The organism is Gordonia prachuapensis (assembly GCF_036350515.1).
GTDB classification, from domain to species: Bacteria; Actinomycetota; Actinomycetes; order Mycobacteriales; family Mycobacteriaceae; genus Gordonia; species Gordonia prachuapensis.
Window position 1 is genome coordinate 250,742 of the sequence record NZ_JAZDUE010000006.1, and the last position, 26,967, is coordinate 277,708.

A 26,967-nucleotide genomic window follows, 5' to 3' on the forward strand; every position below is an offset into this window, starting at 1 on the left:
AGTGAGTGCCCGCCCCTACGCCGCACCCGTGGGCGGACTCAGCCGAGGTGTGCCTGTGCACCCGAGTTCTGGCGGTCGGTGCGCTCCAGACGTCCCTCGGTCATCGACGCGATCTGATCGACGATGACGCGCAGCCGGGCACCGTCGTCGGCGGCCTCCTGCCAGAAGGGGACGAAGATCGGGTCCAGGCCACCGGGTGCCGCGGCGGTCAACCACACCGCCACCCGATGGATGCGCTCGCGCTGCCGTTGCTGGATCGCGCGGTGACGTTCGTTGGAGAAGATGTAGCGCAACGCCAACGTCTTGAGGATCGCGACCTCGGCCGCCACCAGCGGTGACACACTCAGATCTGCGTCGTAGCGCGCCACCGACCGGTCCCCCACCACCGCTCGGGTGCCGGTGATCGCAGCCGATGCGAACCGGCCGATCAATTCACTGGTCAGCCGCTTCAGCGTCACCGCGCTGTCGAGGCTGCCGTCGTGACCGCCGGCTGCGGCGACGATGTCCATCCGCGACAGTCGCTGCGCGGCGTCGATGAGTGCGTTGGCCTCGAGGCCGTCGAACTCCTTGACGCCGATGTCGGCGAGGCCGCGCTGATCGGTCGCATCGCCCAGCGATCGCAGGTCGATCCGGTTCGCGATCACTCCGTCCTCGAGGTCGTGGACGGAGTAGGCGACGTCGTCGGACCAGTCCATCACCTGTGCCTCGATGCACTGTCGTCCCGGCGGGGCGTCCCGCCGGATCCAGGCGAGCGCCGACGCGTCGTCGTCGTATGCACCGAACTTCACCGCGGGCAGTCGACGCGTCCACGGGTACTTGAGGGTGGCGTCGAGGGAGGCACGCGTGAGGTTCAGTCCCGCGCTCCGCCCACGGGCGTCGAGCAGCTTGGGTTCGAGACGGGTGAGGATCCGCAGGTTCTGCGCATTGCCCTCGAATCCACCGATGTCGGCCGCGACCTCGTTCAATGCGCGCTCACCGTTGTGCCCGTACGGCGGGTGCCCGATGTCGTGCGCCAACCCGGCGAGCTCGACGAGGTCCGGTTCGCACCCGAGCCCGATCGCGATGCCGCGACCGATCTGGCCGACCTCCAGCGAGTGCGTGAGCCGGGTGCGTGGGGTGTCGCCTTCACGCGGGCCGACGACCTGTGTCTTGTCGGCGAGACGACGCAACGCCGCCGAATGCAGCACACGGGCCCGGTCACGCGCGTAGTCGCTGCGATGGTCGGTCCGGGTGCCGGGCAGGCTGGCCACTTTCGGGGCCTCCGGCACGATCCGCTCGACGGCCTCGTCGCCGTACTGAGCCGTCAGCGGAATGGCGGACATGCCGGTCGTGCTAGTCAAGCACCCAGCCTCGGGCCACCGCGAAATCGGTGATGCGCTGGCGGATCGCGATGATCTGTCCGGCGGTCAGGTCGTCGGACGAGTCGAGTAGCAGTTCGGTGATCTCCTCGATGAACGCCGACGAGTCGAGTGACCCTGAACCCCGCGACCGTCGGGGACGATCGCCGCCGCCGTGGGACCGGCCGTGGTCATGGTTGTCGCGGCGGTGGGGGCGGCCGCTCGGTGCTTCCTCGGCGGGTGCCGCCTCGGTGACGGCCACGTTGACCGCCTTGCTGCCGCGCTCGGTCTCCTCGACGTCGAACTCGACCTTCGCACCCGGTTTCAGCGCGTTCTCGTCGATGTCGATGTCGTTGATGTGCAGGAAGACGTCGGCGCCACCCGACTCCGGCGCGAGAAATCCGAATCCCCGATTTGCGTCGTAGTGCACGACCTTGCCGCTGACGGTCACCGTTTCACTCGCTCTCCTCGCCGCACGGCACACCGGACCCCGTGCCCGGGCCGACGACAACTCCACTCACAACTATGACAGATATCCGCAGGTAGCACCGGCGCAACCCTTCGTGACGACCCTCCGCAGGCTCCGGGTCTCCTCAGGGATCAGGTGGTCACCCGATCCCTGAGGAGCGAGCTTGCGAGGGTCTCGAAGGGTCAGGACCCCAGCAACTTGCCGCCGAGATACTCGACGACCTTGTCGAGCGCGACCCGTTCCTGGCTCATCGTGTCGCGCTCACGCACGGTGACCGCCTGGTCGTCGAGGGTGTCGAAGTCCACGGTCACACAGAACGGCGTACCGATCTCGTCCTGGCGGCGATAGCGCTTGCCGATGCCCTGCGCATCGTCGAACTCGACATTCCAGTGCTTGCGCAACTCCGCGGCGAGATCCTTCGCCTTGGGCGACAGCTTCTCGTTGCGCGACAGCGGCAGGACCGCGACCTTGACCGGCGCCAGACGACGATCGAGCTTCAGCACGGTCCGGGTGTCGGTGCCGCCCTTGGCGTTCGGCACCTCTTCCTCGGTGTACGCGTCACACAGGAATGCCATCAGCGAACGCGTGAGGCCGGCCGCGGGTTCGATGACGAACGGCGTGTACCGCTCACCCGAGGCCTGGTCGTAGAACGACAGATCCTCACCCGAGTGCTTGCTGTGGGTGGACAGGTCGAAGTCGGTGCGGTTGGCGACACCCTCCAGCTCACCCCACGGGTTGCCCGAGAAGCCGAACTTGTACTCCACATCGACGGTGCGCTTGGAGTAGTGCGACAGCTTGTCCTTCGGGTGCTCGAACAGGCGCAGGTTCTCCGGGTCGATCCCGAGGTCGACGTACCAGTTGAACCGGTGGTCGATCCAGTACTGATGCCAGTCCTCGTCCTCACCCGGCTTGACGAAGTACTCCATCTCCATCTGCTCGAACTCGCGGGTACGGAAGATGAAGTTGCCGGGGGTGATCTCGTTGCGGAAGCTCTTGCCGATCTGCGCGATGCCGAACGGGGGCTTCTTACGCGCCGTGGTCATCACGTTCTTGAAGTTCACGAAGATGCCCTGCGCGGTCTCCGGACGCAGGTAATGCAGGCCCTCTTCGTCGTCCACCGGGCCGAGGAACGTCTTGAGCAGTCCACTGAACGCGCGTGGCTCGGTCCACTTGCCCGGCTGGCCGGTGTCGGGGTCATTGATGTCGGCCAGACCGTTGGCCGGTGGGTGGCCGTGCTTGATCTCGTAGGCCTCGAGCAGATGATCGGCGCGGTAACGCTTGTGGGTATGCAGCGATTCGACCAGCGGATCGGTGAAGACCTCGACGTGTCCGGAGGCCTCCCACACCTGGCGGGGCAGGATGACCGAGGAGTCCAGGCCCACCACGTCCTCGCGACCGGTCACCATCGTGCGCCACCACTGGCGTTTGATGTTGTCCTTGATCTCGACACCGAGCGGACCGTAATCCCACGCGGAGCGGGTTCCGCCGTAGATCTCACCGCACGGGTAGACCAGACCTCGACGCTTGGCGAGGTTGACGACGGCTTCAACGCGGTTGGACTGGGCGGCCACGGTTAACTGTTCTCCAACGAGTCGGTGTTCTCACGGTGATGCCGCCGCATCGGCGCGAGGTCGAACGGCAGCCCTTACAGGGTAGCCACACCCATGTGCATACTCGGAATCCACTCCGGGACCAATTGAAAACTGCTTCCTTTAGAATAGGCGAGATGGGTGCACCAGAACGAGACTGCGTAACAGGCGCCGAACCACAAGCCGCAGGGCCGGTCGAGTGGGAGGCCGCCAGCGACCTGCTGCGCGCGCTGGCCTCACCCACCCGGATCGCCATCGTCCTGCTGCTGCGGGAACGGCCGCAATGCGTCCACGAGGTGGTCGGGGCGCTGTCGCTCAGCCAACCACTCATCAGTCAGCACCTTCGCGTACTCAAGGACGCCGGGGTCGTCCGCGGGCACCGTAACGGCAGGGAGATCGTCTACGAACTCGTCGACGACCACCTTGCGCACATCGTCACCGATGCGCTCACACATTCGATGGAAACGCCGGCCGCCTCGATGCAGTCCCAAGGCCAGGACAAGGAGGCCTCGTGACAACGCGGACCGATCGGCCAGTCACGGGCGTCCGTTCGACGAGACAACGGGCCGCGATCGCCGACGCACTCGCGGCGGGCGACGACTTCGTCTCCGCGCAGGAACTCCACGAGCAACTCAAGGCGCGCGGAGAATCGATCGGGCTGACCACCGTGTACCGCAACCTGCAGGCGCTGAGCCAGGCCGGCCAGATCGACGTGCTGTGGGACGGTACGGGCGAGACGCGGTACCGGCACTGCTCGTCCGGACATCACCACCACCTGGTGTGCCGACGATGCGGCACCACCGTCGAGGTTCAGGCCGAACCCGTCGAGAAGTGGGCGGCCAAGGTCGCGGCGCAACACGGCTTCACCGACATCAACCACACTGTGGAGGTCTTCGGCGAATGCGGCGCGTGCCACGCCGATCAGTGAGTCGCCGCCCTTCGTGACCCTTCGATACCCTTCGATACGCTCGCAAGCTCGCTACTCAGGGCGGCGCGCTCGCAAGCTCGCTCCTCAGGGACCGGGGCGAGCGCACCGTCGCCCCACACCCCTCGCTCCCTGAGGAGGTCCGGAGCGCTAGCGGAGGGCCGTCACGAAGGGTGAGATCACGTCCCTGACAACTGCTGCGCCGCATCCGCTCCCGCCGACAACACCATGTGGAGGACGGTGAGCAGCGGGATGTCGTCGAGCGAACCGGCCGGAAATGTGTAGTACTGCAACACATCTGTCGTGACGCCGGTCGGATCCGAACGCCGTAGCGCGCCGAAACTCAGCTGGGCGTCGCAGGATTCGACATCGTCGCGTAGGACATCGGTGTTCGGCAGATCCACGGCAACCAACTGGGTCACCGTCAGGACATCGAGCCCGGCCGCGAGGTCCAGGGCACGGATCGATGCGCGCGTGGAACCGACCCGCACGACAACCGAATCGGAGTCGACATCGGAGACCTCACCGAACTCCGCGAGCAGCGCGGCCAGGCGGGCCGGCCAGACAGACCCGCCGTTCGACGGCTCGGTCATGTCGGCATCACCCCGCCGAATCGGCGATCACGCCTGGCGTACTCGAGACATGCCGCCCAGAGATCGCGTCGGTCGAAATCGGGAAACAGCTTCTCCTGGTACACCATCTCCGCATACGCCGACTGCCACAGCAGGAAGTTGGAGGTGCGCTGCTCGCCCGACGGACGAAGGAACAGGTCGACGTCCGGCATGTCCGGCTCGTCGAGGTACTTGGCGAACGACGACTCGGTGATGCGTTCCGGATCGATCTCGCCCGCCGCCGCCCGTCGGGCTATCTCCTTGGCGGCGTCGGCGATCTCGGCGCGCCCGCCATAGTTGACGCACATCGTCAGGGTCATCACGGTGTTGTCGCGGGTCATCTCCTCGGCGACCTCGAGTTCACGAATGACGCTGCGCCACAGGCGCGGTCGCCGACCCGCCCAGCGCACCCGAACGCCCATCTCGTTCATCTCGTCGCGGCGGCGGCGGATGACGTCACGGTTGAAACCCATCAGGAAGCGGACCTCTTCGGGGCTGCGCGACCAGTTCTCGGTGGAGAACGCGTATGCCGACAGCCATGACACACCGAGCTCGATGCAACCGCACACCGTGTCCATGAGCACGGCCTCGCCGCGTTTGTGTCCCTCGGTGCGGGGCAATCCGCGGTCCTGGGCCCATCTCCCGTTGCCGTCCATCACCAGGGCGACGTGCCGGGGAATCAGCTCGGCGGGCAGCTTGGGTGGCGTCGCGCCACTGGGGTGCGGGTCTGGCGGCCGGACCTCGGTGTCCGATGATCGGGTCCGGCCCGATCGGACCTTCCCGGATCGCGAACCGGGTCGTAACGCCATCGCCCGTCTCCTCTCACGCGGTGTCCACCAGCCTATGGGGTGCTTCGCGTTCGATGAGGGGCAGGGTTCGCAACTGCCGTTCGAGGTGCCACTGCAGATGCGCTGCGGTCAGTCCGCTGGCCTGGCGTTGCAGCGACGAGCCGACGTCGGCGGTGTGCTCCCACCGGCCGCGGAAGAGCGCGTCCATCAGATCGAGCACGCCCGGCGACGGAGTCGCGGCACCGGGCGGGCGGCAATGGATACACACCGCACCGCCGGCGGCCACGTGGAAAGCCCGGTGTGGACCGGGCTGCGTACACCGCGCGCAGACGTCGAGGGCCGGCATCCAGCCCGCGCAGTGCATGGCCCGCAACAGGTAGGCGTCCAGGATGAGTTGGTTGGGGCGGCGATGGGCGGCCAACGCGTCCAGTGCGCCGACGGTGAGCCGGTGCAGTTGTGCGGCGGGTGCGCGCTCCTCGCCGGCCAGACGCTCCGCGGTCTCCAGCACCGCGCATGCCGTGGTGTAGCGGCCGTAGTCGGCGACCAGCGCGTCCGCGAACGCATGCAGGGTGTGCACCTGTGTCACCACATCGAGGCTGCGTCCGGGATACAGGTGGATGTCGACATGGGCGAAGGGTTCGAGCCGGGCCCCGAACTTGGAGCGGGTGCGGCGCACCCCCTTGGCCACCGCACGCACCAGGCCGTGTTCTTGGGTGAGCAACGTGATGATGCGGTCGGCCTCCCCCAGCTTGTGCTGGCGAAGCACGACGGCCTCATCCCGATAGAACCTCACCGGCTCATTCTTCCACCGCCCACCGACAACGGTCGGCACGACATGCGCCGCGCCAGGGTGACCCCAGACCTGCGACTAGTTCTCGTCCGGGCCTCGGTCGGGTGTCACCGCAGCGACATGCGCCGGCGAGGGCGTGGTGATCGTCGCCGGACCGCCGCCGTCGACGAATCGCGCCAGTCGCGGCGGAAGGGTCATCCCGCCGGGGAACCGGTGCCAACCCTTGCGGTCGTAGAGCTTCGTCCCACCCAGGCCGAGCGCGATCCCGACGAGCAGTCCGACCGCGCACTGGATCACCGATCGGCCGAGTCCGGCACCGAAGTCGGCGTCGAAGTAGAGGATCGCGCGGCTGCCCAGATACACCAGGTGCATCGGCTCCACCGCGGCGATCCAGGCGAACAACCGTGGACTCGCCTCGAGCGGAACGGTACCTCCCGAGGACGGCAGCCCGAGGATCACGAAGAAGATCAGGTTGAGGATGAGGCCGGGATTGCCGAACACCGCCATCATCGAACTCGCGGAGATGCCGACGGCGGAGATCGCCAGCACGGAGAACATCCAGAGCGAGAACGCATTCGGCAGCGACGTGCCGACCGCGGCGCACACCGCGATGTAGAGCGCCGATTGGATGACCGCGACGAACACCATGATCGTCCACTTGGTCGCGAGGGTGGCCCACCGCGAGATCGCCAACCGCTGCCGAAGCTGATAGAACGGCCCGTACTCGATCGGGGTCTGCCCCAGGATGGCGTCGACGACGACGCTGACCATCATCGCGCCGGTGAAGCCGGCGAGGATGAGCAGCAGGGTGTAGTAGAACGCGGACAGGCCGTTCCCGGAGCCGGCGGGCAGTTGAGTCGGTTCGATGATCCGGACGTCGACCGGGTTCGACAGGGCCAGTTGCGCGGCGCCGGAGAACGCGACGTCGGCCTCGGTCAGGGTTTGCCGGACGGTCGCCACCAGGCGCTCGCCGACCTGCGCGTTGACCTGTTCGGACAGTTCGTCGGCGAAAGTGGTGGTGACCGCGGACGCGAACGTCCCGGAGCCGCGGTTGATGTACACATCGATGGCCATCGGGGCCGGTTTGGCCTCGAGAACCGCGGCACGACCCAGGCTCACCGCACGATTGGTGAAGTTCGGACCGATGACGACGACACCGTAGTTCTTGCCGGAGTTGAGGTCGTCGAGTGCGGCGACCCGGTCGGTGCGCGCGACTGCGATCCCGTTCTCCGCTGCGGCCGAGACGACACCGTCGGCGACCTCGTTGCCGAAGTTCTGCGTGGTGGTGCCGCCGTCGGGATTGTCGACCTCTCCCCCGCGGTCCTCGTTGACCAGGGCGATCGGGAAGTCGTGCAGGTTCTTCTGCGGGTCGGCGACGGCGCCCATGTACAAGGCCGCCATCAGCGACATGATGACGACGACCAGGATCAGCGGCGCCAGCCAAAATCGTGGGGACCGAAGAACCCCGGCGATCGTGGTGCCCGCCTCCGCGTCCTGCTCGGTGCCCTCGTGACTCTCGTGGCGGCCCATCCGTTCCGTCCCCTCCTCGTCCGACGTCCGGGTTGTCACCCGAGCGAGCCTGGCGTCATACGATCAGAAACCCATGCGTCCCAACTGTTTGGGGTCACGCTGCCAATCCTTGGCGACCTTGACGTGCAGATCGAGGTAGACCTTCGTCCCGAGCAGTTTCTCGATCTGGGCGCGTGCCACGGTGCCGACTTCCTTCAGTCGGGCGCCGCGGTGGCCGATGATGATGCCTTTCTGGCTGTCCCGTTCGACGTACAGCAGAGCGTGGACGTCGACCATCGACGGTGCTCCACCGTCGCTGTTGTCGTCGTCGCTGTTGCCGTCACCGTGACGTGGGATGATCTCCTCGATCACGACGGCCAGTGAATGCGGGAGTTCGTCGCGAACACCTTCGAGGGCGGCCTCGCGGATGAACTCCGCCATCAGGACCTCTTCGGGTTCGTCGGTGAGTTCCCCGTCGGGGTAGAACGCCGGCCCCGGCTCCATCAGGCTCACCAACACATCGGTCAGCACATCGAGTTGCTTGCCCGACTTCGCCGAGACCGGCACGACCTCGGAGTCCGGGCCGAGTAACTCGGCGAGTGCCACGAGTTGGGCGGCGACCCTGTCGGGGGTCACCCGATCGATCTTGGTGACCACACCGAGCACCGTGGTACGTGGGGCCATCTGCCGCACCTGCGACACGATCCAGCGGTCACCGGGACCGATCGACTCGTCGGCGGGGACACAGACCCCGATGACGTCGACCTCGGAGTACGTGTCACGGACCAGGTCGTTGAGCCGTTGGCCGAGCAGGGTCCGCGGGCGGTGCAGACCGGGGGTGTCGACCAGGATCAGCTGCGCGTCGTCGCGGTTGACGATGCCACGGATCGTGTGGCGGGTGGTCTGCGGACGGTTGGAGGTGATGGCGATCTTCTCGCCGACGAGCGCGTTGGTGAGGGTCGACTTGCCGGTGTTCGGCCGGCCGACGAAACAGACGAAACCCGACCGGAATTCGGCCATCAGGCGGTACCCACCCGCTCGGTCGGCGCGCCCGACAGGTCGGTCACGACCGTGTATGCGTCGGCGCTGACCTCGGCCAGGGTCTCGATTCCGGGGTCATCGGCGGACCCGTTGACGAGCACCGCCGCCTCGAATGCGCGGGCCCCCGACGACAACGCGCTCGCGATGGCGACCTGAAGACCGGACAACTCGAGCGACCGGGTCGCGACGGGTGCCCCGGCGTAGGTGCGACCGTCACCGTCGCGGACCGCTGCCGCGTTCGTGGTCTCGGCACGGGCGAGCGCACCGCGCGCGAGGACGACGAGCTTCTGGTCTTCGTCGGACAGTTCGACGGGTCCGCTCTGAGAGGTGGTCACGATCGGTCCTTGCTGCCGTTGGAGTGGTCCCGGTCCGTGCCGCGGGCGTCGTGCCGCTGCCCGCGTCCGGACATGGAGTATTCCGCATGGCCGTTGACATCGCCTGCATCGTCGTCGGGCATGTCGCTCTCGCCACGGTCTCGAACCGGCTGGGCGTCGTCATCCTCCGGGTCGTCGACCCGGTTCACCACGACGGTGATGATGCGCTGGCGACCGCGCCGGTCGGGTCCGCCCTCGGCGACCAGCCGCAGCCCGTGCAACTCGATCCGCGCCCCGGGGAGCGGCACGCGTCCGAGTTCGAGTCCGAGCAGGCCGCCGACGGTCTCCACCTCGTCGTCGTCGATGTCGATGTCGTCGAACAGATCACCGAGGTCTTCGACCGGCAGCCGAGCCGACACACGGTAGGAGCCGTCGTCGAGCTCCTCGATCGGCGCCACCTCGTCGGTGTCGTATTCGTCGGTGATCTCGCCGACGATCTCCTCGAGGACGTCTTCGATGGTGACGAGTCCGGCGATACCGCCGTACTCGTCGACGAGCAGCGCCATGTGGTTACGAGTGCGCTGCATGTCCGCGAGAACCTTGTCCAGCGGCTTGGAATCCGGGATGAACTCCGCTTCGCGCATCACCTCGTGGACACGGGATCCCATCGCCTCGCCGCCCCCGGCGACGAGGTCTTTCAGGTACACCACGCCGACGATGTCGTCGGGGTTCTCCCCGATCACCGGGATGCGTGAATGCCCGGACCGCACCGCGAGATTCATGGCCTGCGACGCCGACTTGTCCTGCTCGATCCAGATCATCTCCGGCCGCGGGACCATCACCTCGCGGGCGCTGGTGTCACCCAGATCGAACACCGACTGGATCATCCTGCGTTCACCGGCGGCGACCACACCGCTCGCCTCGGCGAGGTCGACCACTTCGCGCAGTTCCACTTCGGTGGCGAACGGGCCGTTGCGGAATCCCTTGCCGGGCGTCACCGCGTTACCGATCAGGATGAGCAGACGGGTCACCGGCTTGAGGAGCAGGCCGATCGTCTGGAGGACGACGGCGGACGCCAACGAGATCGTGTACGCGTGCTGACGTCCCAAAGTGCGCGGGCCGACGCCGATCGCCACATAGGACACGACGGCCATCCCGACGATCGCCGCGAACAATCCCCATCCGGTGCCGAGGAAGTCGGCCAGGGCGAGGGCGATCAGGGCCACCGACGCGGTCTCGCAGGTGACGCGCAACAGGACGGCGAGACCGACGTAGGTGCCGCGACTGTCCAGGACTGTCGCCAACCGTTTCGCACCGGCTCGTTGTTCCTTCATCAGGTCCTCGACGCGGGCCATGGACACCGTGGAGAGTGCAGCGTCCATGGCGGCGAAGATGCCGCCGAGCAGGATAAGTACGAGCGCGGCAACGACGAACCAGACGTCGTCGGCCACGTCAGCCGTCCTCGGCGGAGGCGTTCGGGCGCTCGGTGTCGGTGAAGCCGATGTTGGTCAGCAGGCGGGTGTCGCGGTCGGACTGTCGCTGCTGCTGTGCCTGTCGATGACGCTCGGCGTAGAAGTCCTCGAGGATCCGGTTCTGCAGGCCGAACATCTCCTTCTCCTCGTCGGCATCGGCGTGGTCGTAGCCGAGCAGGTGCAGGACCCCGTGCACGGTGAGCATCGACAATTCGTGCTCGAAGGACCGACGGGCCGATTTCGCTTGCTGCGCCGCGAATTCCGGGCAGAGCACGATGTCACCGAGAATCGCGGGTCCGGGTTCCGCAGCGTCCGGCCGGCCGCCCGGCGCGAGCTCGTCCATCGGGAAACTCATCACGTCGGTCGGCCCCGGCAGGTCCATCCACTGCATGTGCATGTCCGCCATCGTCTCCTGGTCCACGCACAGGATCGACAACTCCGCGGCCGGGTGCACGTCCATCTCCGCGACCGCGAAACGGGCCGCGGAGATGATCATCTCGGCGGGCACCTCGACGCCGGATTCGTTGGCCAGTTCGATGCTCATGAGCGGCGCCCGTGGGTCGCGGAGCGGCGCGACGCCCGGTTGCCGGGCAGTCGGTCGGCGTCGCGGAGTCGGCCACCCGTCCGATCGGTCTCCTCGGCGCGCCCGTAGGCGTCGACGATGTCGGCGACGAGGCGGTGCCGCACCACATCCTGACTGGTCAGCGTCGAGAAGTGGATGTCGTCGACCCCGTCGAGAATCCGCGTCGCCGCCATCAGGCCGCTCTGCGCGCCGCCCGGGAGGTCGACCTGGGTGGTGTCACCGGTGACGACGACCTTGGAGCCGAATCCGAGGCGGGTGAGGAACATCTTCATCTGCTCGCCGGTGGTGTTCTGCGCCTCGTCGAGGATGATGAAGGCATCATTGAGCGTTCTTCCACGCATATACGCCAGCGGCGCCACCTCGATCACCCCGGCGGCCATCAGCTTCGGGATCGCCTCGGGATCCATCATGTCGTGCAGCGCGTCGTACAGGGGCCGCAGGTAGGGATCGATCTTCTCGCTCAGGGTGCCGGGCAGGAAGCCGAGCCGCTCCCCCGCCTCGACGGCCGGGCGGGTCAGGATGATGCGGTTCACCGACTTGGACTGCAGGGCCTGCACGGCCTTGGCCATCCCGAGGTAGGTCTTGCCGGTACCCGCGGGCCCGAGACCGAAGACGATCGTGTTGTTGTCGATGGCGTCGACATAGCGCTTCTGGTTCAGGGTCTTGGGCCGGATGGTCTTGCCGCGGCGCGAGATGATGTCGAGCGACAGCACGTCGGCCGGAGACTCCGTCGACCCCTCGGTCAGCATGGACACACTGTGGCGGACGAGGTCGGGGGTCAGCGGGGTGCCGCGGCCCACGAGGTCGACGAGCTCGGCGATGACGCGTTCGGAGGCGGCGACGTCGGCGGACGGGCCGGTCAACGTCACCTGGTTGCCGCGGACGTGGATGTCAGCGGGCAACAACTGTTCGAGGGTGCGGAGATTGACGTCGCTGGTCCCGAGCAGGCCGAACACCACCTCGGGAGAGATTTCCACATTGGAGGTGACAGATCTGCCCGCTGGAGTTCTGCTCGTCGGCGTGCTCACGTCGGGGTTGTCGTCACTCACGTATGAAATCACTCCTCAGGGGGTTCGCGGCGCGTTCGTGTCGCCGGGGTGCTGCCAGTCTAACGCGATTGAACGGCGCATCAGCAGGCATTATTCCGGTGGTCCACGTCGTCGCCACGGTCAGATGCCGAGCAGACGGATCGTCTGACGCGTCGATGCGCTGAGCGGGTCGACGAATGCGTCATGCCCCTCTCCCGGCACCACCACGAGCTCCGCGGATTGGCCGGCTGCCGACACGGTCTGCACGTAGTGCCGGCTCACCTCGACGGGGATCGCCGTGTCGAGCTCGGCATGTAACGCCACGACATGCGCGTCGAAGGGCTGTTGATAGATCGGGGATGCCTCCCGGTAGCGGTGCGGGATCTCGTCGAGGGGCCGGCCCATCAGGCCGCGTACCGACGGCCGCTTCGCCGCACGTTCGAGATCGAGTGCCGCGGACTGCGCGATGACCTGATCGATCTGGCAGGTGTCGGTCCGTGCGCCGAGCTGCGCGACCGACCACACGGCCAGCTGACCACCGGCCGAATGCCCGACGACGGCGACCGACGACCAGTCGACCTGCGCGGCGACCGCGTCGGGCACCGCTTCACGGACCGGACCGTCGAGCGCCCGCAGAGCGGCGACGACGTCGCGCCCGGTCCCGGGCCAGCCACCGCCGTCCTCCCCGACGCGCCGGTACTCCACGTTCCACACCATGGCGCGACGCTCGGCAAACAAGCGGGCAACGGCCGTCTCGATCGTCAGCCCGAACTCGGTGGTCCAGTAGCCACCGTGGATCAGCACCACCGGCCGCACCGTCACACCGGCCGCGACCCCGTCAGACGGGAGATAGACGTGCCCGAATTGCGATGGCGCACTGCCGTATTCGACTTTCTCCCGATGGACCGCACACCGTTTCACCGGGTGGTCCACCGATCGGTCAGGACGCCGAGAGCACCGAGCGCGACGGCGGCGGCGGTCGATGTCCGCAGGACCTCCGGTCCCAGGATCACCGGCGACGCCCCGAGCGCCGTGAGATCCGAGATCTCGGTGTCGTCGAGGCCGCCCTCCGGGCCGACGACCAGCACGACCTCGGGGGCGTCGGCGATGGCGAGCTCACGTAGTCCCACAGCCCCGTGTTCGTGCAGCACCGCGACGACGCCGCCGCGGGCGATGGTCTCGGCGCACCGGCTACGCACATCGGTGGTCGATGCCAACGCCCCGATCTCGGGAACCCACGGTCGTCGGCTCTGCTTGGCGGCGGCCGACGCGGCGGCACGCCACTTGTCACGGCCCTTGTCCAACTTGCCCGTCCAGCGGGCTACGCATCGCGCCGCCTGCCAGGGCACGATCTCGTCGGCGCCGGCCTCGGTCGCCAGGTCGACGGCGAGTTCCGAACGTTCCGACTTCGGCAGCGCCTGCACCACGGTCACCCGTGGCCGCGGTGGCTCGCGGTAGGTGTACTCGTGCGCCCGGACGACCAGTGCGTCCTTACCGGTGATCGCGACGATCTCGCACTGCGCGGTGGAACCGCGGCCGTCACCGGCGGTCAGTTCCTCGCCGACCGCGAGCCGGGTGACGGTGACCGCGTGGCGGCCCTCGGACCCCTTGATGGTGATCTCAGAACCCGCGCGCGGTACTTCGTCGACCCAGAACAGCGGTGGACTCACGCGGTCGCCCCGGGGCCTCAGCGCCCGGCGAACGCGTTGCGCAGGCGAGAGAACAATCCTCCGGACGCCGCGCCGGTCGCGGATGTCACGATCTCCGGCTGGTCGGCAGACGCCTCGCGGAACCGGTTCAGTGCGTCGGTCTGCGCGGCGTCGAGCTTGCTCGGGACCACGACCTCGAGGTGGGCGTGCAGTGTCCCGCGGACGCCGGTGTTGAGGTGCGGCATGCCCTGTCCCCTGACCTTGACGACGTGTCCGGGCTGGGTTCCCGGCGCGATGGTGACGCGCGCGGTGCCGTCGAGGATGGTGTCCACGTCGATCTCGTTGCCGAGGGCGGCGTCGGCGATCGGCACCCGGATGGTGCAGTGCAGATCGTCCTTGTCGCGGACGAAGACCTCGTGCTGCCGCTCGGTGACCTCGACGTAGAGGTCGCCGGCCGGCCCACCGCCGGGTCCGATCTCACCCTGACCGGACAGCCGTACCCGCATTCCGCTCTCGATGCCTGCGGGGATCTTGACGGTCATCGTGCGACGCGACCGGACTCGTCCGTCGCCGCCGCACTTGCGGCACGGGTCGGGGATCACTTCGCCCACACCGTGACAGGTGGGGCACTCGCGGACGGTCATCACCTGACCGAGGAACGAACGTTGCACGGCCTGGATCTCGCCCTGCCCCTTGCAGGTGTCGCAGCTCGTCGGTTTCGAATCGCCGTGGGTGCCCGACCCCTTGCACAGGTCGCAGAGGATGGCGGTGTCGACGGTGATCTCTTTGTTGATCCCCGCCGCGCATTCCTCGAGGTCGAGCTCGACCGCGACGAGCGCCGGTTCACCGGGCTGCACCCGGCTGCGCGGGCCGCGGCCGGAACCGAATCCGCCGCCGAACCCTCCGCCGCCGGAGCCGAAAAACGCCTCGAACACGTCGCCGAGGCCACCACCGGCGAAGCCGCCACCGGAGAACCCGCCTGCGCCCGGGCCGGCGAGCGGGTCGCCGCCGGCATCGACGATGCGACGCTTCTCCGGGTCGGTCAGCACCTCGTAGGCGGTACTGACCTCCTTGAAGCGTTCTTCTTCGCCCGGGTTGACATCGGGATGCAGCTCGCGCGCCTTCTTGCGATACGCGCGTTTGATCTCCTGGTCGCTGGCCCCCTTGGCCACACCAAGGATTCCGTAGTAGTCACGTGCCACGGTCGTCTCGGTCCTGTCGTCTCACACTTGGTCACACGGGCTGTGGCGTCGGTGGCGTCGCGGCGGCTCCACCCCGGGGGCGGAGCACGCTTCAGCGATCGGACAACACCTCGCCGACATACTTGGCAACGGCTGCGACCGACGCGATTGTTCCCGGGTAGTCCATGCGGGTGGGCCCGACCACGCCGACACCGCCGAACACCGTGCCCGAAGCACCGTACCCCGTCGACACCACCGAGGTGCCACGCAGGTTCTCGGTCTGCGTCTCCTCGCCGATCTGCACGGTCACCCGCCCCATCCGCTGACTGGTAGCGAGCAGTTTGAGCACCACGACCTGCTCCTCGAGGGCGTCGAGCACGGTGTCCATGCCGCCCACCACGGGCGCGAAGTCGGCTGCCGAGCGAGCCAGATTCGAGGTACCGCCGAGAACGAGACGATCGTCACCGCGCTCGACCAGGGTCTCCACCAGGATGGTGGCCACCGCGATCGCCGCGTCGCGGATGTCGACCGGGGCGTCGTTGGCGAGCTCGGCGACCGCCGCCGAGGCCTCTTCCAGGCGCTTGCCGTGCAGGGCCGCGGAGAACATGTCCCGCAGGCGGATGTAGTCGTCCTCGTCGATGTCGCCGGCGAGAGCGACCATCCGCTGTTCGACCCGGCCGGTGTCGGTGATCACCACCAGCAGCAGCCGTGACGGCGACAAGGACACCACCTCGAGGTGGCGCACGGTGGCAGTCGAGAGCACGGGGTACTGGATCACCGCGACCTGCCGCGTGAGTTGGGCGAGCAGTTTGACCGACCGCCTCAGCACGTCGTCGAGGTCGACCCCGGAGTCGAGAACCGACAGGATCGCCCGACGTTCGGCCGCAGACAGGGGCTTGACCTCGCTGATCCGGTCGACGAACATCCGGTAGCCCTTGTCGGTCGGCACCCGTCCGGAGCTCGTGTGCGGCTGGGCGATGTAGCCCTCGGCCTCCAGGACGGCCATGTCGTTGCGGACCGTCGCACTGGAGACGCCGAGCTGGTGGCGCTCGACGAGGGCCTTCGACCCGATGGGCTCCTGCGTGGAGACGAAATCGGTCACGATCGCACGCAAGATCTCGAATCGGCGATCGTCCGTGGTCGACATGCGAGACACCTCCCGAACGTGGACTCTGCCATACAGTGGGTGACGTACATCTTACGAACCGCTGCGCGATCGCCGCCGGATGCGGCGTGTCCGGCCGGTTGTGCGCACGCAGGACTCAGGAAGTGCTCGATGATCTTCAAGGGGGTACGGGAGGGGAGGCCCTATCCCGACCACGGTCTGTCCGCGAGTGCGTGGGCCAAGATCCCGCCTCGACAGTTCCGACTCGACGAACTGACGACGGTGACGACGGTTCTGGCGCTCGACAAGCTGCTCAGCGAGGACTCGACGTTCTACGGCGATCTCTTCTCCCACGTGGTGCGATGGCAAGGCGTCCTGTATCTGGAGGACGGACTGCATCGAGCGGTGCGATCCGCACTGCGCAATCGCGACATCATCCACGCCCGGATGCTGGATCTCGATGCGCTCGACGTCGACCCGCAGGCGGACTCGGTCGCCGATCAGGTCGACACCGAACGCCTGCCGTCCCCGGGGCGCGCGCCGACCGCTCCGGGCGTCCATCGACGTACCACCCGCAGCACCGGCTGGACGCTCCCCGCTGCGGTGGACCGCCACCCCACCGACCCCTGAAGAGGTCCGCAAACCCCACGACCCCTGAGGAGGTCCGGAGCCTGCGGAGGACCGTCACGAAGGGCCGTCACCCCGCGACCAGGATCTCCCGTACGACGCGGTCGGCGAGCAACCGCCCGGCGTCGGTCAGCACGAGCCGGGCGCCGACCGAACCGACGTGCCGGAGCAGCCCCTCGTCAATGAACGCGGCAGCGCGACGGTATTCCTCCGCGGTCAGTTTCTCCACCGGCAACCCGTCGCGACACCGGGCGGTCAGCATCACGGATTCGACGTGCCGGTCCTCGTCGGTGAGCACCTCATGTCCGCCGACGGGCAACGCCCCCGCTTCGAGCGTCTGCGCGTACCGGGCGGGATGCTTGTGATTCCACCAGCGCACACCGTTGACGTGCGAGTGGGCTCCCGGCCCGATTCCCCACCAATCGTGGCTGTGCCAGTACGCGAGATTGTGCCGACACCGTCCGGAATCGTCGCGGGTCCAGTTCGACACCTCGTACCAGTCGAAGCCGGCCGCACACAGCCGGTCGTCCAGGATCTGGTAGCGATCGGCGAGGACGTCGTCGTCCGGCGCCGGCAGCTCTCCGCGGCGAATCCGGCGCGCCAGCGCGGTGCCGTCCTCGACGATGAGCGCGTAGGCGGAGACGTGGTCGACCGGGGCGGACAGCACGGCGTCGACACTCGCGTGCAGATCGGCGTCACTCTCCCCCGGCGTCCCGTAGATCAGATCGAGATTCACGTGTTCGAAGCCCGCCGCGGCGGCTTCGTGGGCGGCCGCGACCGCGCGGCCCGGCGTGTGCGTGCGGTCGAGTGTTGCGAGGACGTGCGTCGATGCGGACTGCATGCCCAGCGAGAGCCGGTTGTATCCCGCGGCGCGCAGGCCGTCGAAGAACTCCGGTGAGGTCGACTCGGGATTCGATTCGGTGGTGATCTCGGCGTCGTCGGTCACCGTGAAGTGCGCGCGGACCGCGTCGAGCAACCGCCGCAGGCCCGCGGACCCGAGCAGCGAGGGTGTTCCACCCCCGACGAAGATCGTCGACACCGGGCGGACCGGGTTCAGCAGCCGCGCCGCGCTCGCCAGCTCGATGTCGACGGCCTGCTGCCACGACTCCGGCGACGACGAACTGCCCAGCTCGCCTGCGGTGTAGGTGTTGAAATCGCAGTACCCGCATCGGGTCGCACAGAACGGAACGTGGAGGTACAGGCCGAGCGGCGTCGCCGGTTCGACGTCGCCACAGGCGGCCGCGACGACATCGTCGACGGCCGGCTCGCTTTCGACCTTCATGTGTCCATCATGCGCGCCGCCCGCGGCGCTGCCGAATCGGTCCCGACCGCGGAATAGACCCCGGCCCCTACGCCTTGACACCTATGTCCGGACCTCGCAGCAAGCCGCCCGGCGGGGCTTTGCCTCACCGTGAGGGAAAATAACCCCAAGTAGACGACGCAAGGGTGATCGTGGCACTATGAACGGCGTGACTTCTCCAGGGGTGTGGCTCGCAGCTCGGCGCCACATCGATTTCAAACGCGTGTGCAGCGCATTCTGTCGCCCGTAGCCACGTGTTCCAGTCGTCTCGACAAGACGACGCGGCCCTGAGAAGTCCCCGCTCAGCGGGTATGCCGACACGTTTCCAGCCCACCTTTTCGTGACCGCTGGCGTATGCGCGCGTCAGCCCAGGAGACTCCATGACGTCCACCACCGACGATGTGTCCGTGACCACTCGTGACACACCCCCGACGCCGGCCCCCACCGGTGAGCGGCCCGCCCGTAAGAAGCGCCCGGCCAAGCGCCGCGCCGAGGGCCAGTGGAAACTCGGCTACCGCGAGCCGCTGAACCCCAACGAGCAGGTCAAGAAGGACGACAACCCGCTCAACGTCCGGGCCCGCATCGAGAACATCTACGCCAAGCAGGGCTTCGAGTCGATCGACAAGCAGGACCTGCGCGGCCGGATGCGCTGGTGGGGCCTCTACACCCAGCGCGCCGAGGGCTACGACGGCACCTGGACCGGCGACGAGAACATCGACATCCTCGAAGACAGCCACTTCATGATGCGAGTGCGCTGCGACGCCGGGGCACTCAACGTCGCGCAGTTGCGCACCCTCGGCGAACTCTCCACCGAGTTCGCCCGCGACACCGCCGATCTCTCGGACCGTGAGAACGTCCAGTACCACTGGATTCGCATCGAGGACGTCCCCACCATCTGGGAGCGGCTGGAGAGCGTCGGGCTCTACACCACCGAGGCGTGCGGCGACTGCCCGCGCATCATCCTGGGTTCCCCGCTCGCCGGTGAGGCCGTCGACGAGGTGCTCGACCCCACCCCGGCGATCGACGAGATCGTCCGCCGCTACATCGGTGACCCGCAGTACTCGAACCTGCCGCGCAAGTTCAAGACCGCCATCTCCGGCCTGCAGGACGTCTCGCATGAGACCAACGACGTCGCCTTCATCGGCGTGAACCATCCCGAACACGGCCCGGGTCTGGACCTCTGGGTCGGCGGCGGGCTGTCCACCAACCCGATGCTCGCGCAGCGGGTGGGCGCCTGGATTCCGCTCGACGAGGTGCCCGACGTGTGGGAGGGAGTGGTCTCCATCTTCCGCGACTACGGCTACCGCCGACTGCGCACCAAGGCACGCCTGAAGTTCCTCATCAAGGACTGGGGCATCGAGAAGTTCCGCCAGGTCCTCGAGGACGAGTACCTCGGCCGCAAGCTGATCGACGGTCCGGCACCCGAGCCGCTGACCGCCCCGCGCGACCACGTCGGCGTGCAGAAGCTCAAGAACGGCCTCAACTCGGTCGGTTTCGCCGCGATGGCGGGCCGCGTCTCCGGCACCATCCTGACCAAGGTGGCCGAGGCAGCCGAACGAGTCGGGTCCGACCGCATCCGCTTCACCCCGTACCAGAAGCTCGTGGTGCTCGACGTCGCCGACGACAAGGTCGACGAGCTCATCGCCGACCTGGCGAAGCTCGGCCTCAGCGCCCGGGCATCCAACTGGCGCCGGAACCTGATGGCGTGCAGCGGCATCGAGTTCTGCAAGCTCTCCTTCACCGAGACCCGCAAGCGTTCGCAGCGCCTGGTCCCGGAGCTCGAGGAGCGCCTCGCCGACATCAATGCCGACCTCGACACCCCGATCACCGTGAACATCAACGGCTGCCCCAACTCCTGCGCCCGCTCGCAGGTCGCCGACATCGGCTTCAAGGGCCAGCTGGTCGAGGACGGCAACGGCGGACAGACCGAGGGATTCCAGGTCCACCTCGGCGGAAGCCTGGGCCAGGACGCCGGATTCGGCCGCAAGCTGCGGCAACACAAGGTGCTCTCCACCGAACTCGGCGACTACATCGACCGGGTGGTCCGCAAATACGTGGAGCAGCGACACGACGGAGAACGGTTCGCGCAGTGGGCCGTTCGGGCTGACGAGGAGGCACTGCGATGAGCACGTCCACCGACACGACAGCAACCGGCCGACGGTTCAGCGAAGACGAGCTGCGCGCGATCGCCGAGAAGGGCGCGGCCGACCTCGGCCCCGACGCCACTCCCGCCGACCTGCTGCGCTGGACCGCCGAGACCTTCGGCGACAATTTCGTGGTCGCGTCCAACATGCAGGACGCAGCGCTGGTCGACCTGGCCACCAAGAACATCGACGACGAGGCGCTGCACGGCAACAAGCTCAAGGTCCTGTTCCTGGACACCGGCTATCACTTCGCCGAGACCATCGGCACGCGTGACGCGGTCGAGCAAGTGTACGGCGTGGAGATGGTCAATCTGACCCCCGAACACACGGTCGCCGAGCAGGACGAACTGTTGGGCCGCAACCTGTTCGCGCGCGACCCCGGCGAATGCTGCCGGCTGCGCAAGGTGGTTCCGCTCAAGAACGGGCTCGCCGGCTACGACGCCTGGATCACCGGCATCCGCCGCGTGGAGGCACCCACGCGCGCCAACGCCCCGCTGATCTCCTTCGACGAGGGCTTCGGGCTGGTGAAGATCAACCCGATCGCCGCCTGGTCGGACGAGACCATGCAGGACTACATCGACTCCAACGGCGTGCTGGTCAACCCGCTCGTCGACGACGGCTACCCGTCGATCGGCTGCGCACCCTGCACCGCCAAACCCGAACCCGGATCCGATCCGCGCAGTGGCCGTTGGGCCGGTCGCGCCAAGACAGAATGTGGGCTGCACGCATCATGACCATCGCCGACACCTCGTCCACCACCACCCCCGACACCGCGCGGACAGTGGTCGACTCCACCGACGACTTCACCACCCTCGACGCCCTCGAATCCGAGGCGATCCACATCTTCCGTGAGGTCGCCGGCGAGTTCGAACGCCCGGTGATCCTGTTCTCCGGCGGCAAGGACTCCACCGTGCTGCTGCACCTGGCGATCAAGGCGTTCTGGCCTGCGCCACTGCCGTTCTCGCTGCTGCACGTCGACACCGGGCACAACCTGCCGGAGATCATCACGTTCCGCGACGAGATCGTCGAGCGATACAACCTGCGCTTGCATGTCGCCTCGGTGGAGGAGTACATCGAGGACGGCCGTCTCACCGAACGGCCGGACGGCATCCGCAACCCGCTGCAGACCATCCCGCTCCTCGACGCCATCACCGAGAACCGCTTCGACGCGGTGTTCGGCGGCGGCCGACGCGACGAGGAGCGTTCCCGGGCCAAGGAGCGGATCTTCTCGCTGCGCAATGCCTTCGGACAGTGGGACCCCAAGCGTCAGCGCCCGGAACTCTGGAACCTCTACAACGGCCGCCACGCCCCCGGCGAGCACGTGCGCGTGTTCCCGCTGAGCAACTGGACCGAACTGGACATCTGGCGCTATATCGCCCGCGAACAGGTCCTGCTGGCACCGCTGTACTACGCGCACGAACGTGAGGTCTACTCGCGCGACGGCATGTGGATGACCACCGGCCCGTGGGGTGGTCCCCGTGACGGCGAGGTCGTCGAGAAGCGCGTGGTCCGCTACCGCACCGTCGGCGACGGATCGACCACCGGCGCGGTGCTCTCCGACGCCGCCGACAACGAGGCCGTGCTCGCCGAAGTCGCCGCCTCCCGACTCACCGAACGCGGCGCAACCCGCGGCGACGACCGTGTCTCCGAGGCCGCCATGGAAGACCGCAAGCGCGAAGGATATTTCTGAGATGAAGCACGCCCCCGACCTCCTGCGTATTGCGACGGCGGGCAGCGTCGACGACGGCAAGTCCACCCTCGTCGGCCGCCTGCTCTACGACACGAAATCGGTTCTCGCCGACCAGATCGACGCGGTCACCAAGGCTTCGGTCGACCGCGGCCTGGAGGGCCCCGACCTCTCGTTGCTCGTCGACGGGCTGCGCGCCGAACGTGAGCAGGGCATCACGATCGACGTCGCGTATCGCTACTTCGCCACGCCGGCACGCTCTTTCGTGCTCGCCGACACCCCCGGCCACGTTCAGTACACCCGCAACACGGTGTCCGGTGCGTCCACCGCCCAGTTGGTCATCCTCCTGGTCGACGCCCGCAACGGTGTCGTCGCCCAGACACGGCGCCACGCCGCGGTGATGGCCTTGCTGGGTGTCCCGCAGCTCGTTCTCGCGGTCAACAAGATCGACCTCGTCGACGATCCGGCCACCGCCTTCGCAGAGATCTCGGCCGAGTTCGCCGAGCTGACCCGGTCGCTGGGCTGGTCGGCCGAGCAGGTCACCGCCATCCCGGTCTCGGCGCTGCACGGCGACAATGTCGCCACCCGGTCTGAGGCCACCCCGTACTACGACGGCCCGGCATTGATCGAGCATCTCGAGACGGTGCCGAATGTCACCGACCCGCGTCCGGTGGGGCTGCGCTTCCCGGTGCAGTACGTGATCCGTCCACGCACACCGGAGTTCCCCGACTATCGCGGGTACGCCGGACAGATCGCTGCGGGCCGGGTCTCCGTGGGCGACGAGGTCGTGATCCTGCCCGCGGGCACCCGCAGCACCGTCCGGCAGATCGACACCGCCGACGGACAGCTCGCCACTGCGCACACCGGCCGCAGTGTCACGCTGCTGCTCGACGACGACGTCGACATCTCGCGCGGCGACCTCATCGCCGCCGTCGCCGACGCCCCGGAACCGTTGCAGCAGTTCAGCGCGACGGTCTGCTGGTTGGCGGAGAAGCCCCTGCGTCCCGGTGCCCGCCTGTTGCTCAAGCACGGCACCCGCACCACGCAGGCGATCGTCGGCGGCCTCGAGGTGCTCTTCGACGAGCAACATCTGTCGCTCATCGACGCGCCGGACACCGTGGAACTCAACCAGATCGGCCGTATCTCCATTCAGACCGCCGAGCCGATCGCCGCCGACGATTACCAGGTCAACCGCGAGTCGGGCAGCTTCCTGCTGATCGATCCGCAGGGTGGCAACACCCTCGGTGCCGGTCTGGTGGGCGATGCGCTCGCGCATCTGCACCTGTCGACGACGCCGGAACTCGTCTGACACAGGTTGATGCTCCCCACTCTCCTGCTCGTGGCGCACGGCAGCCGTGACCCCCGGTTCGCCGCGACCGCCGGACGCCTCCGCGACGCAGTCGGTGCCGCACTGCCGGGTGTGGACACCCGGTTGGCCTATCTCGACCTGAACGAGCCGTTGGTCGGTCACGCGCTCGACGAGATCGTCGGTGACTGCGTCGTGGTCCCCCTGCTGTTCGCGGCGGGCTATCACAGCAAGGTCGACCTGCCGGAGATCATCGCCGGGCATGCGGGTGGACATCGTGAAGTGACCCAGACCGATGTCATCGGCACCTTCCCCTTGGCAGCTGCGCTGGCCGAACGGATCGCCGAGGCCGGGGTCGCCGACCCGGCCGGAGATCGGGTCGGCGTGATCCTCACGGCGGTCGGGTCGTCGGATCGGGCTGCCGACTCACATGTCCGGCGACGGGCGATCGAGCTGTCGATGCTGATCAATCGCCCCGTCGAGGTGGTGTTCGCGACCAAGCTCGGTTCGCGTGAGCATCGTCTCCGCAACGCCATCCGGCGGCTACGCTCCGCGGGCGCCCAGCGCATCGTCGTCAGTCCGTACTTCCTGTCCGCGGGCCTGCTGACCGAACGTGTCGAGGCGGCTCTGGACTCGCATGCGGAGCCCGTCACGGTCGCGGGTCCGCTCGGCGCCCATCCCGATGTCGTCGAGGCGGTGTGCCACCAGTATTGGCTGGGCGCCACCAACGGCGCGGCAGCCGATCAGGAGTCGCTGGGCGCGGCGGCCTTCGTCACGCGCGCGTAGTAGTCGCAACCCACCTGCGTCTGCACGGGGCGGCCGCCCTGCTATCGGGTGAGCAGCCACGCGAGGATCACCAACACGATAAGCGCCACCAGGGCCCACGTCACGCGCGAACGGAACATCGACTACAGCCCCTTTCCGTCGTCGTCGGCGAATCGTCGGCGGTCGAACACCGCGGAGACGGTGTCGACCAGCACGTTGAGAAGAGCCGCCACGGCGACGGCGAGCGGGATCACGACCACGAGCGTGACCAGCAGTTGCGGAACGAAGGAGAGGCCGGTCAGCCACTCCTCCACACCGTCCCACCAGGAGAGCACCGACGTCACGTTCACCTCGTCTCGTTCGCGCACCGATCACGTCGCGTCCCGTGCGACGGCCGAGTGGCGTCTCCCGGGGCTGCTCGCAATGATATAGCCATGACTCCACCGGAAGACGCTGCCGTCACTGCACTGCCGATCGACTCCGCCGAGCACGACGCCTCGGTCGACAGCACGCATTCCGATGCCCCGGTCGACCCCGAGGCGAAAGCCTTCTCACCTGCGACACCGAGTCACAACACCTTTCCCCCGATCGGCGACTACGCGTTCCTCTCGGACACCGAGACGAACTGTCTGATCGCCCGCAACGGTTCGATCGAGTGGATGTGTGTGCCGCGACCCGATTCGCCGAGTGTGTTCGGCGCCATCCTCGACCGCAGCGCGGGCCATTTCCGGCTCGCGCCGTACGGGGTCAACGTGCCGGTGGACCGCCGGTACCTGCCGGGCAGCCTGATGGTCGAGACGACGTGGCAGACCGACACCGGATGGATCGTGGTCCGCGACGCTCTGGTGATGGGGCCGTGGCACGACAATGAACGTCGTTCCACGACGCATCGCCGCACCCCCACCGACTGGGACGCCGAGCACATCCTGCTGCGGACGGTCCGGTGTGTGTCGGGCACCGTGGAGCTGTCACTGAGCTGTGAGCCGGCATTCGACTATCACCGCGGCAACACGGTCTGGGAGTACTCGGGTCCCGCATACGGCGAGGCGATCGCGACGGGCACCGGAACCACGTCACCTGGTCCGACGCTCAAGCTGACGACGGATCTGCGGCTCGGCCTGGAGGGGCGCGAAGCCCGGGCGCGGACACGCCTGGTCGAGGGCGACAACCGCTTCGTGGCGCTGTCGTGGTCCCGTCAACCGGCGCCGCAGAACTTCGAAGAGGCCGCGCAGAAGATGTGGTCGACGTCGGAATGCTGGCGGCAGTGGATCAACGTCGGCACGTTCCCCGATCACCCGTGGCGGACCCACCTGCAGCGGTCGGCGCTCACGCTGAAGGGTCTCACCTACTCCCCGACCGGCGCGCTGCTCGCCGCGGCGACCACGTCCCTTCCGGAAACGCCTGGTGGCGAACGCAACTGGGATTATCGCTACGCGTGGGTACGCGATTCGACGTTCGCCCTGTGGGGGTTGTACACGCTGGGCCTCGACCGCGAGGCCGACGACTTCTTCTCCTTCATCGCCGACGTCTCCGGCGCGACGAACGGCGAACACCATCCGCTGCAGGTCATGTACGGGGTCGGTGGCGAACGCACCCTCGAAGAAGAAGAGCTGCGTCATCTCTCCGGGTACGACGGGGCACGCCCGGTGCGCATCGGCAACGGCGCGTACAACCAGGCGCAGCATGACATCTGGGGCACGATGCTCGACTCGGTGTACCTCAACACTAAGTCGACCGAGGCGGTGCCCGAGACCTTGTGGCCGGTGCTCAAGGCGCAGGTCGAGGAGGCGGTGAAGAACTGGCGTAAGCCTGATCGCGGCATCTGGGAGGTCCGTGGCGAACCGCAGCACTTCACGTCGTCGAAGGTGATGTGCTGGGTGGCGCTCGATCGCGGCGCGCGTCTCGCCGCGTTGCACGGCGAGAAGTCGTACGCGAAGACGTGGGCCGAGATCGCCAACGAGATCCGGGCGGACATCCTCGAGTACGGGGTCGACGAGCGCGGTGTCTTCACCCAGCGCTACGGCGACTCGGCGTTGGACGCCTCCGCGCTGCTCATCCCGCTGCTGCGTTTCCTACCGTCCGACGACTACCGCGTCCGTAACACCGTCCTCGCCATCGCGGACGAGTTGACCGAGAGCGGACTGGTTCTGCGGTATCGGGTGGAGGAGACCGACGACGGGCTGTCGGGCGAGGAGGGCACGTTCACGATCTGCTCGTTCTGGCTCGTGTCCGCACTGGTGGAGATCGGTGAGCTGCCGCGCGCAAAGGCGTTGTGCGAGCGGCTGTTGTCGTACTCCAGCCCCCTGAAGCTGTACGCGGAAGAGATCGACGCGAAAACCGGGCAGCACCTCGGGAACTTTCCGCAGGCCTTCACCCACCTGGCGCTGATCAATGCGGTCATGCATGTGATCCGGGCCGAGGAGGCGGCCAGCCACGGCACGTTCCAGCCGGCGCACCACTGAGCCGCTCTCCATCCGCTGATCGAGTAGCCGACGAGCAACTCCCACCCGCTGATCGAGTAGCCGACGAGCGACTCCCCAACCGCTGATCGAGTAGCTGACGAGCGGCAGCGAGGAAGCGTATCGAGATCCCGCACACCAGGTCTCGATACGCCACTCGCCTAGTGTCCTGCGCCATAAATTCGTTAAATAACTGTAACGGAGGGATGTTGCGCGGCAAACGGGCTGCTCGGGCGTGGGATCCTGGGGTATGGCAGGTGGGCGACCGAAGATCGAGTTGGTGTTGAC

At 67.5% G+C, this 26,967-nt stretch carries 27 protein-coding genes; 9 read left to right on the forward strand and 18 right to left on the reverse strand.

From position 1 onward, the window contains the following. Positions 1–38 precede the first annotated feature (38 nt). The 3 genes from V1Y59_RS09435 to V1Y59_RS09445 form a co-directional block, all read right to left on the reverse strand. Positions 39–1,322, reverse strand: coding sequence for a deoxyguanosinetriphosphate triphosphohydrolase (locus V1Y59_RS09435; RefSeq protein WP_330504564.1), 1,284 nt, complete (start codon positions 1,320–1,322; stop codon positions 39–41). A 10-nt stretch (positions 1,323–1,332) separates the two neighbouring features. Next, entirely contained in the window at positions 1,333–1,788 is a 456-nt protein-coding gene (locus tag V1Y59_RS09440; protein WP_330504565.1) for a cold-shock protein, read from the reverse strand. 200 nt (positions 1,789–1,988) lie between these two features. After that, positions 1,989–3,377, reverse strand: a complete 1,389-nt coding sequence (locus V1Y59_RS09445) for a glycine--tRNA ligase (RefSeq protein ID WP_330504566.1) — start codon at positions 3,375–3,377, stop codon at positions 1,989–1,991. 155 nt (positions 3,378–3,532) lie between these two features. Between V1Y59_RS09445 and V1Y59_RS09450 the strand changes: the two genes are divergently transcribed. Further along, the gene (locus V1Y59_RS09450) at positions 3,533–3,910 is read left to right on the forward strand and encodes an ArsR/SmtB family transcription factor (RefSeq protein WP_330504567.1); all 378 of its coding nucleotides are present in this window, start codon (positions 3,533–3,535) and stop codon (positions 3,908–3,910) included. Continuing rightward, positions 3,907–4,323 (forward strand): Fur family transcriptional regulator, encoded by a 417-nt coding sequence (locus V1Y59_RS09455; protein WP_330504568.1) that lies wholly within the window; start codon positions 3,907–3,909, stop codon positions 4,321–4,323. The genes V1Y59_RS09450 and V1Y59_RS09455 overlap by 4 nt, the downstream gene beginning before the upstream one ends. Positions 4,324–4,499: 176 nt before the next feature. On the opposite strand, the gene V1Y59_RS09460 is transcribed toward V1Y59_RS09455, so the two are convergent. The 13 genes from V1Y59_RS09460 to hrcA form a co-directional block, all read right to left on the reverse strand. Then, the gene (locus tag V1Y59_RS09460; RefSeq protein ID WP_330504569.1) at positions 4,500–4,913 is read right to left on the reverse strand and encodes a hypothetical protein; all 414 of its coding nucleotides are present in this window, start codon (positions 4,911–4,913) and stop codon (positions 4,500–4,502) included. After that, positions 4,910–5,740 (reverse strand): isoprenyl transferase, encoded by an 831-nt coding sequence (locus V1Y59_RS09465; RefSeq protein ID WP_330504570.1) that lies wholly within the window; start codon positions 5,738–5,740, stop codon positions 4,910–4,912. The genes V1Y59_RS09460 and V1Y59_RS09465 overlap by 4 nt, the downstream gene beginning before the upstream one ends. A 13-nt stretch (positions 5,741–5,753) precedes the next feature. Beyond that, positions 5,754–6,512, reverse strand: coding sequence for a DNA repair protein RecO (gene recO / locus V1Y59_RS09470; RefSeq protein ID WP_330504571.1), 759 nt, complete (start codon positions 6,510–6,512; stop codon positions 5,754–5,756). Between the two features lie 75 nt (positions 6,513–6,587). Further along, on the reverse strand, positions 6,588–8,039 hold the full coding sequence (locus tag V1Y59_RS09475) for a YhgE/Pip domain-containing protein (protein WP_330504610.1): 1,452 nt from the start codon (positions 8,037–8,039) through the stop codon (positions 6,588–6,590). A gap of 63 nt (positions 8,040–8,102) precedes the next feature. Continuing rightward, a complete protein-coding gene (era, locus tag V1Y59_RS09480; protein WP_330504572.1) occupies positions 8,103–9,038 on the reverse strand; it encodes a GTPase Era in 936 nt (311 codons plus the stop codon). After that, on the reverse strand, positions 9,038–9,394 hold the full coding sequence (locus V1Y59_RS09485; RefSeq protein WP_330436518.1) for a cytidine deaminase: 357 nt from the start codon (positions 9,392–9,394) through the stop codon (positions 9,038–9,040). The genes era and V1Y59_RS09485 overlap by 1 nt, the downstream gene beginning before the upstream one ends. Then, positions 9,391–10,824 (reverse strand): hemolysin family protein, encoded by a 1,434-nt coding sequence (locus V1Y59_RS09490; RefSeq protein ID WP_330504573.1) that lies wholly within the window; start codon positions 10,822–10,824, stop codon positions 9,391–9,393. Before V1Y59_RS09490 ends, V1Y59_RS09485 begins: the two co-directional genes overlap by 4 nt. A gap of 1 nt (position 10,825) precedes the next feature. Continuing rightward, positions 10,826–11,389, reverse strand: coding sequence for an rRNA maturation RNase YbeY (gene ybeY / locus V1Y59_RS09495; RefSeq protein ID WP_330504574.1), 564 nt, complete (start codon positions 11,387–11,389; stop codon positions 10,826–10,828). Beyond that, on the reverse strand, positions 11,386–12,477 hold the full coding sequence (locus V1Y59_RS09500) for a PhoH family protein (protein ID WP_330504575.1): 1,092 nt from the start codon (positions 12,475–12,477) through the stop codon (positions 11,386–11,388). Before V1Y59_RS09500 ends, ybeY begins: the two co-directional genes overlap by 4 nt. 120 nt (positions 12,478–12,597) lie before the next feature. Then, positions 12,598–13,377, reverse strand: a complete 780-nt coding sequence (locus tag V1Y59_RS09505; RefSeq protein ID WP_330504576.1) for an alpha/beta hydrolase family protein — start codon at positions 13,375–13,377, stop codon at positions 12,598–12,600. Continuing rightward, complete coding sequence (locus V1Y59_RS09510; RefSeq protein ID WP_330504577.1) at positions 13,374–14,126, reverse strand: 16S rRNA (uracil(1498)-N(3))-methyltransferase; 753 nt, start codon at positions 14,124–14,126, stop codon at positions 13,374–13,376. Before V1Y59_RS09510 ends, V1Y59_RS09505 begins: the two co-directional genes overlap by 4 nt. A gap of 17 nt (positions 14,127–14,143) precedes the next feature. Continuing rightward, a complete protein-coding gene (dnaJ, locus tag V1Y59_RS09515) occupies positions 14,144–15,307 on the reverse strand; it encodes a molecular chaperone DnaJ (protein WP_330504578.1) in 1,164 nt (387 codons plus the stop codon). Positions 15,308–15,398: 91 nt separating this feature from the next. Then, positions 15,399–16,433: a heat-inducible transcriptional repressor HrcA gene (gene hrcA / locus V1Y59_RS09520; RefSeq protein ID WP_330504579.1), complete on the reverse strand. Its 1,035-nt coding sequence runs from the start codon at positions 16,431–16,433 to the stop codon at positions 15,399–15,401. A 129-nt stretch (positions 16,434–16,562) separates the two neighbouring features. Between hrcA and V1Y59_RS09525 the strand changes: the two genes are divergently transcribed. Continuing rightward, positions 16,563–17,021: a type II toxin-antitoxin system VapB family antitoxin gene (locus V1Y59_RS09525; protein ID WP_330504580.1), complete on the forward strand. Its 459-nt coding sequence runs from the start codon at positions 16,563–16,565 to the stop codon at positions 17,019–17,021. Between the two features lie 67 nt (positions 17,022–17,088). Here the strand turns inward: V1Y59_RS09525 and hemW are convergent, their stop codons facing one another. Beyond that, the gene (gene hemW, locus V1Y59_RS09530) at positions 17,089–18,300 is read right to left on the reverse strand and encodes a radical SAM family heme chaperone HemW (protein ID WP_330504581.1); all 1,212 of its coding nucleotides are present in this window, start codon (positions 18,298–18,300) and stop codon (positions 17,089–17,091) included. Between the two features lie 398 nt (positions 18,301–18,698). Here hemW and V1Y59_RS09535 point away from each other — a divergent pair, with 398 nt between their 5' ends. The 5 genes from V1Y59_RS09535 to V1Y59_RS09555 are packed head-to-tail and all read left to right on the forward strand — an operon-like array spanning position 18,699 to position 24,241. Continuing rightward, on the forward strand, positions 18,699–20,444 hold the full coding sequence (locus tag V1Y59_RS09535) for a nitrite/sulfite reductase (RefSeq protein WP_330504582.1): 1,746 nt from the start codon (positions 18,699–18,701) through the stop codon (positions 20,442–20,444). Further along, positions 20,441–21,196 carry a phosphoadenylyl-sulfate reductase gene (locus tag V1Y59_RS09540; protein WP_330504583.1) on the forward strand — a complete coding sequence of 252 codons (756 nt, stop codon included), beginning with the start codon at positions 20,441–20,443 and terminating at the stop codon, positions 21,194–21,196. The genes V1Y59_RS09535 and V1Y59_RS09540 overlap by 4 nt, the downstream gene beginning before the upstream one ends. Beyond that, positions 21,175–22,152, forward strand: coding sequence for a sulfate adenylyltransferase subunit CysD (gene cysD, locus V1Y59_RS09545; RefSeq protein ID WP_431309137.1), 978 nt, complete (start codon positions 21,175–21,177; stop codon positions 22,150–22,152). Before V1Y59_RS09540 ends, cysD begins: the two co-directional genes overlap by 22 nt. Before the next feature lies 1 nt (position 22,153). Continuing rightward, complete coding sequence (locus V1Y59_RS09550; protein WP_330504586.1) at positions 22,154–23,458, forward strand: sulfate adenylyltransferase subunit 1; 1,305 nt, start codon at positions 22,154–22,156, stop codon at positions 23,456–23,458. Between the two features lie 9 nt (positions 23,459–23,467). Continuing rightward, positions 23,468–24,241, forward strand: a complete 774-nt coding sequence (locus V1Y59_RS09555) for a sirohydrochlorin chelatase (RefSeq protein ID WP_330504587.1) — start codon at positions 23,468–23,470, stop codon at positions 24,239–24,241. Between the two features lie 122 nt (positions 24,242–24,363). Here the strand turns inward: V1Y59_RS09555 and V1Y59_RS09560 are convergent, their stop codons facing one another. Next, on the reverse strand, positions 24,364–24,564 hold the full coding sequence (locus V1Y59_RS09560; protein ID WP_330504611.1) for a hypothetical protein: 201 nt from the start codon (positions 24,562–24,564) through the stop codon (positions 24,364–24,366). 90 nt (positions 24,565–24,654) lie between these two features. Between V1Y59_RS09560 and V1Y59_RS09565 the strand changes: the two genes are divergently transcribed. Continuing rightward, on the forward strand, positions 24,655–26,682 hold the full coding sequence (locus V1Y59_RS09565) for a glycoside hydrolase family 15 protein (protein ID WP_330504588.1): 2,028 nt from the start codon (positions 24,655–24,657) through the stop codon (positions 26,680–26,682). The last annotated feature ends 285 nt before the right edge of the window (positions 26,683–26,967 follow it).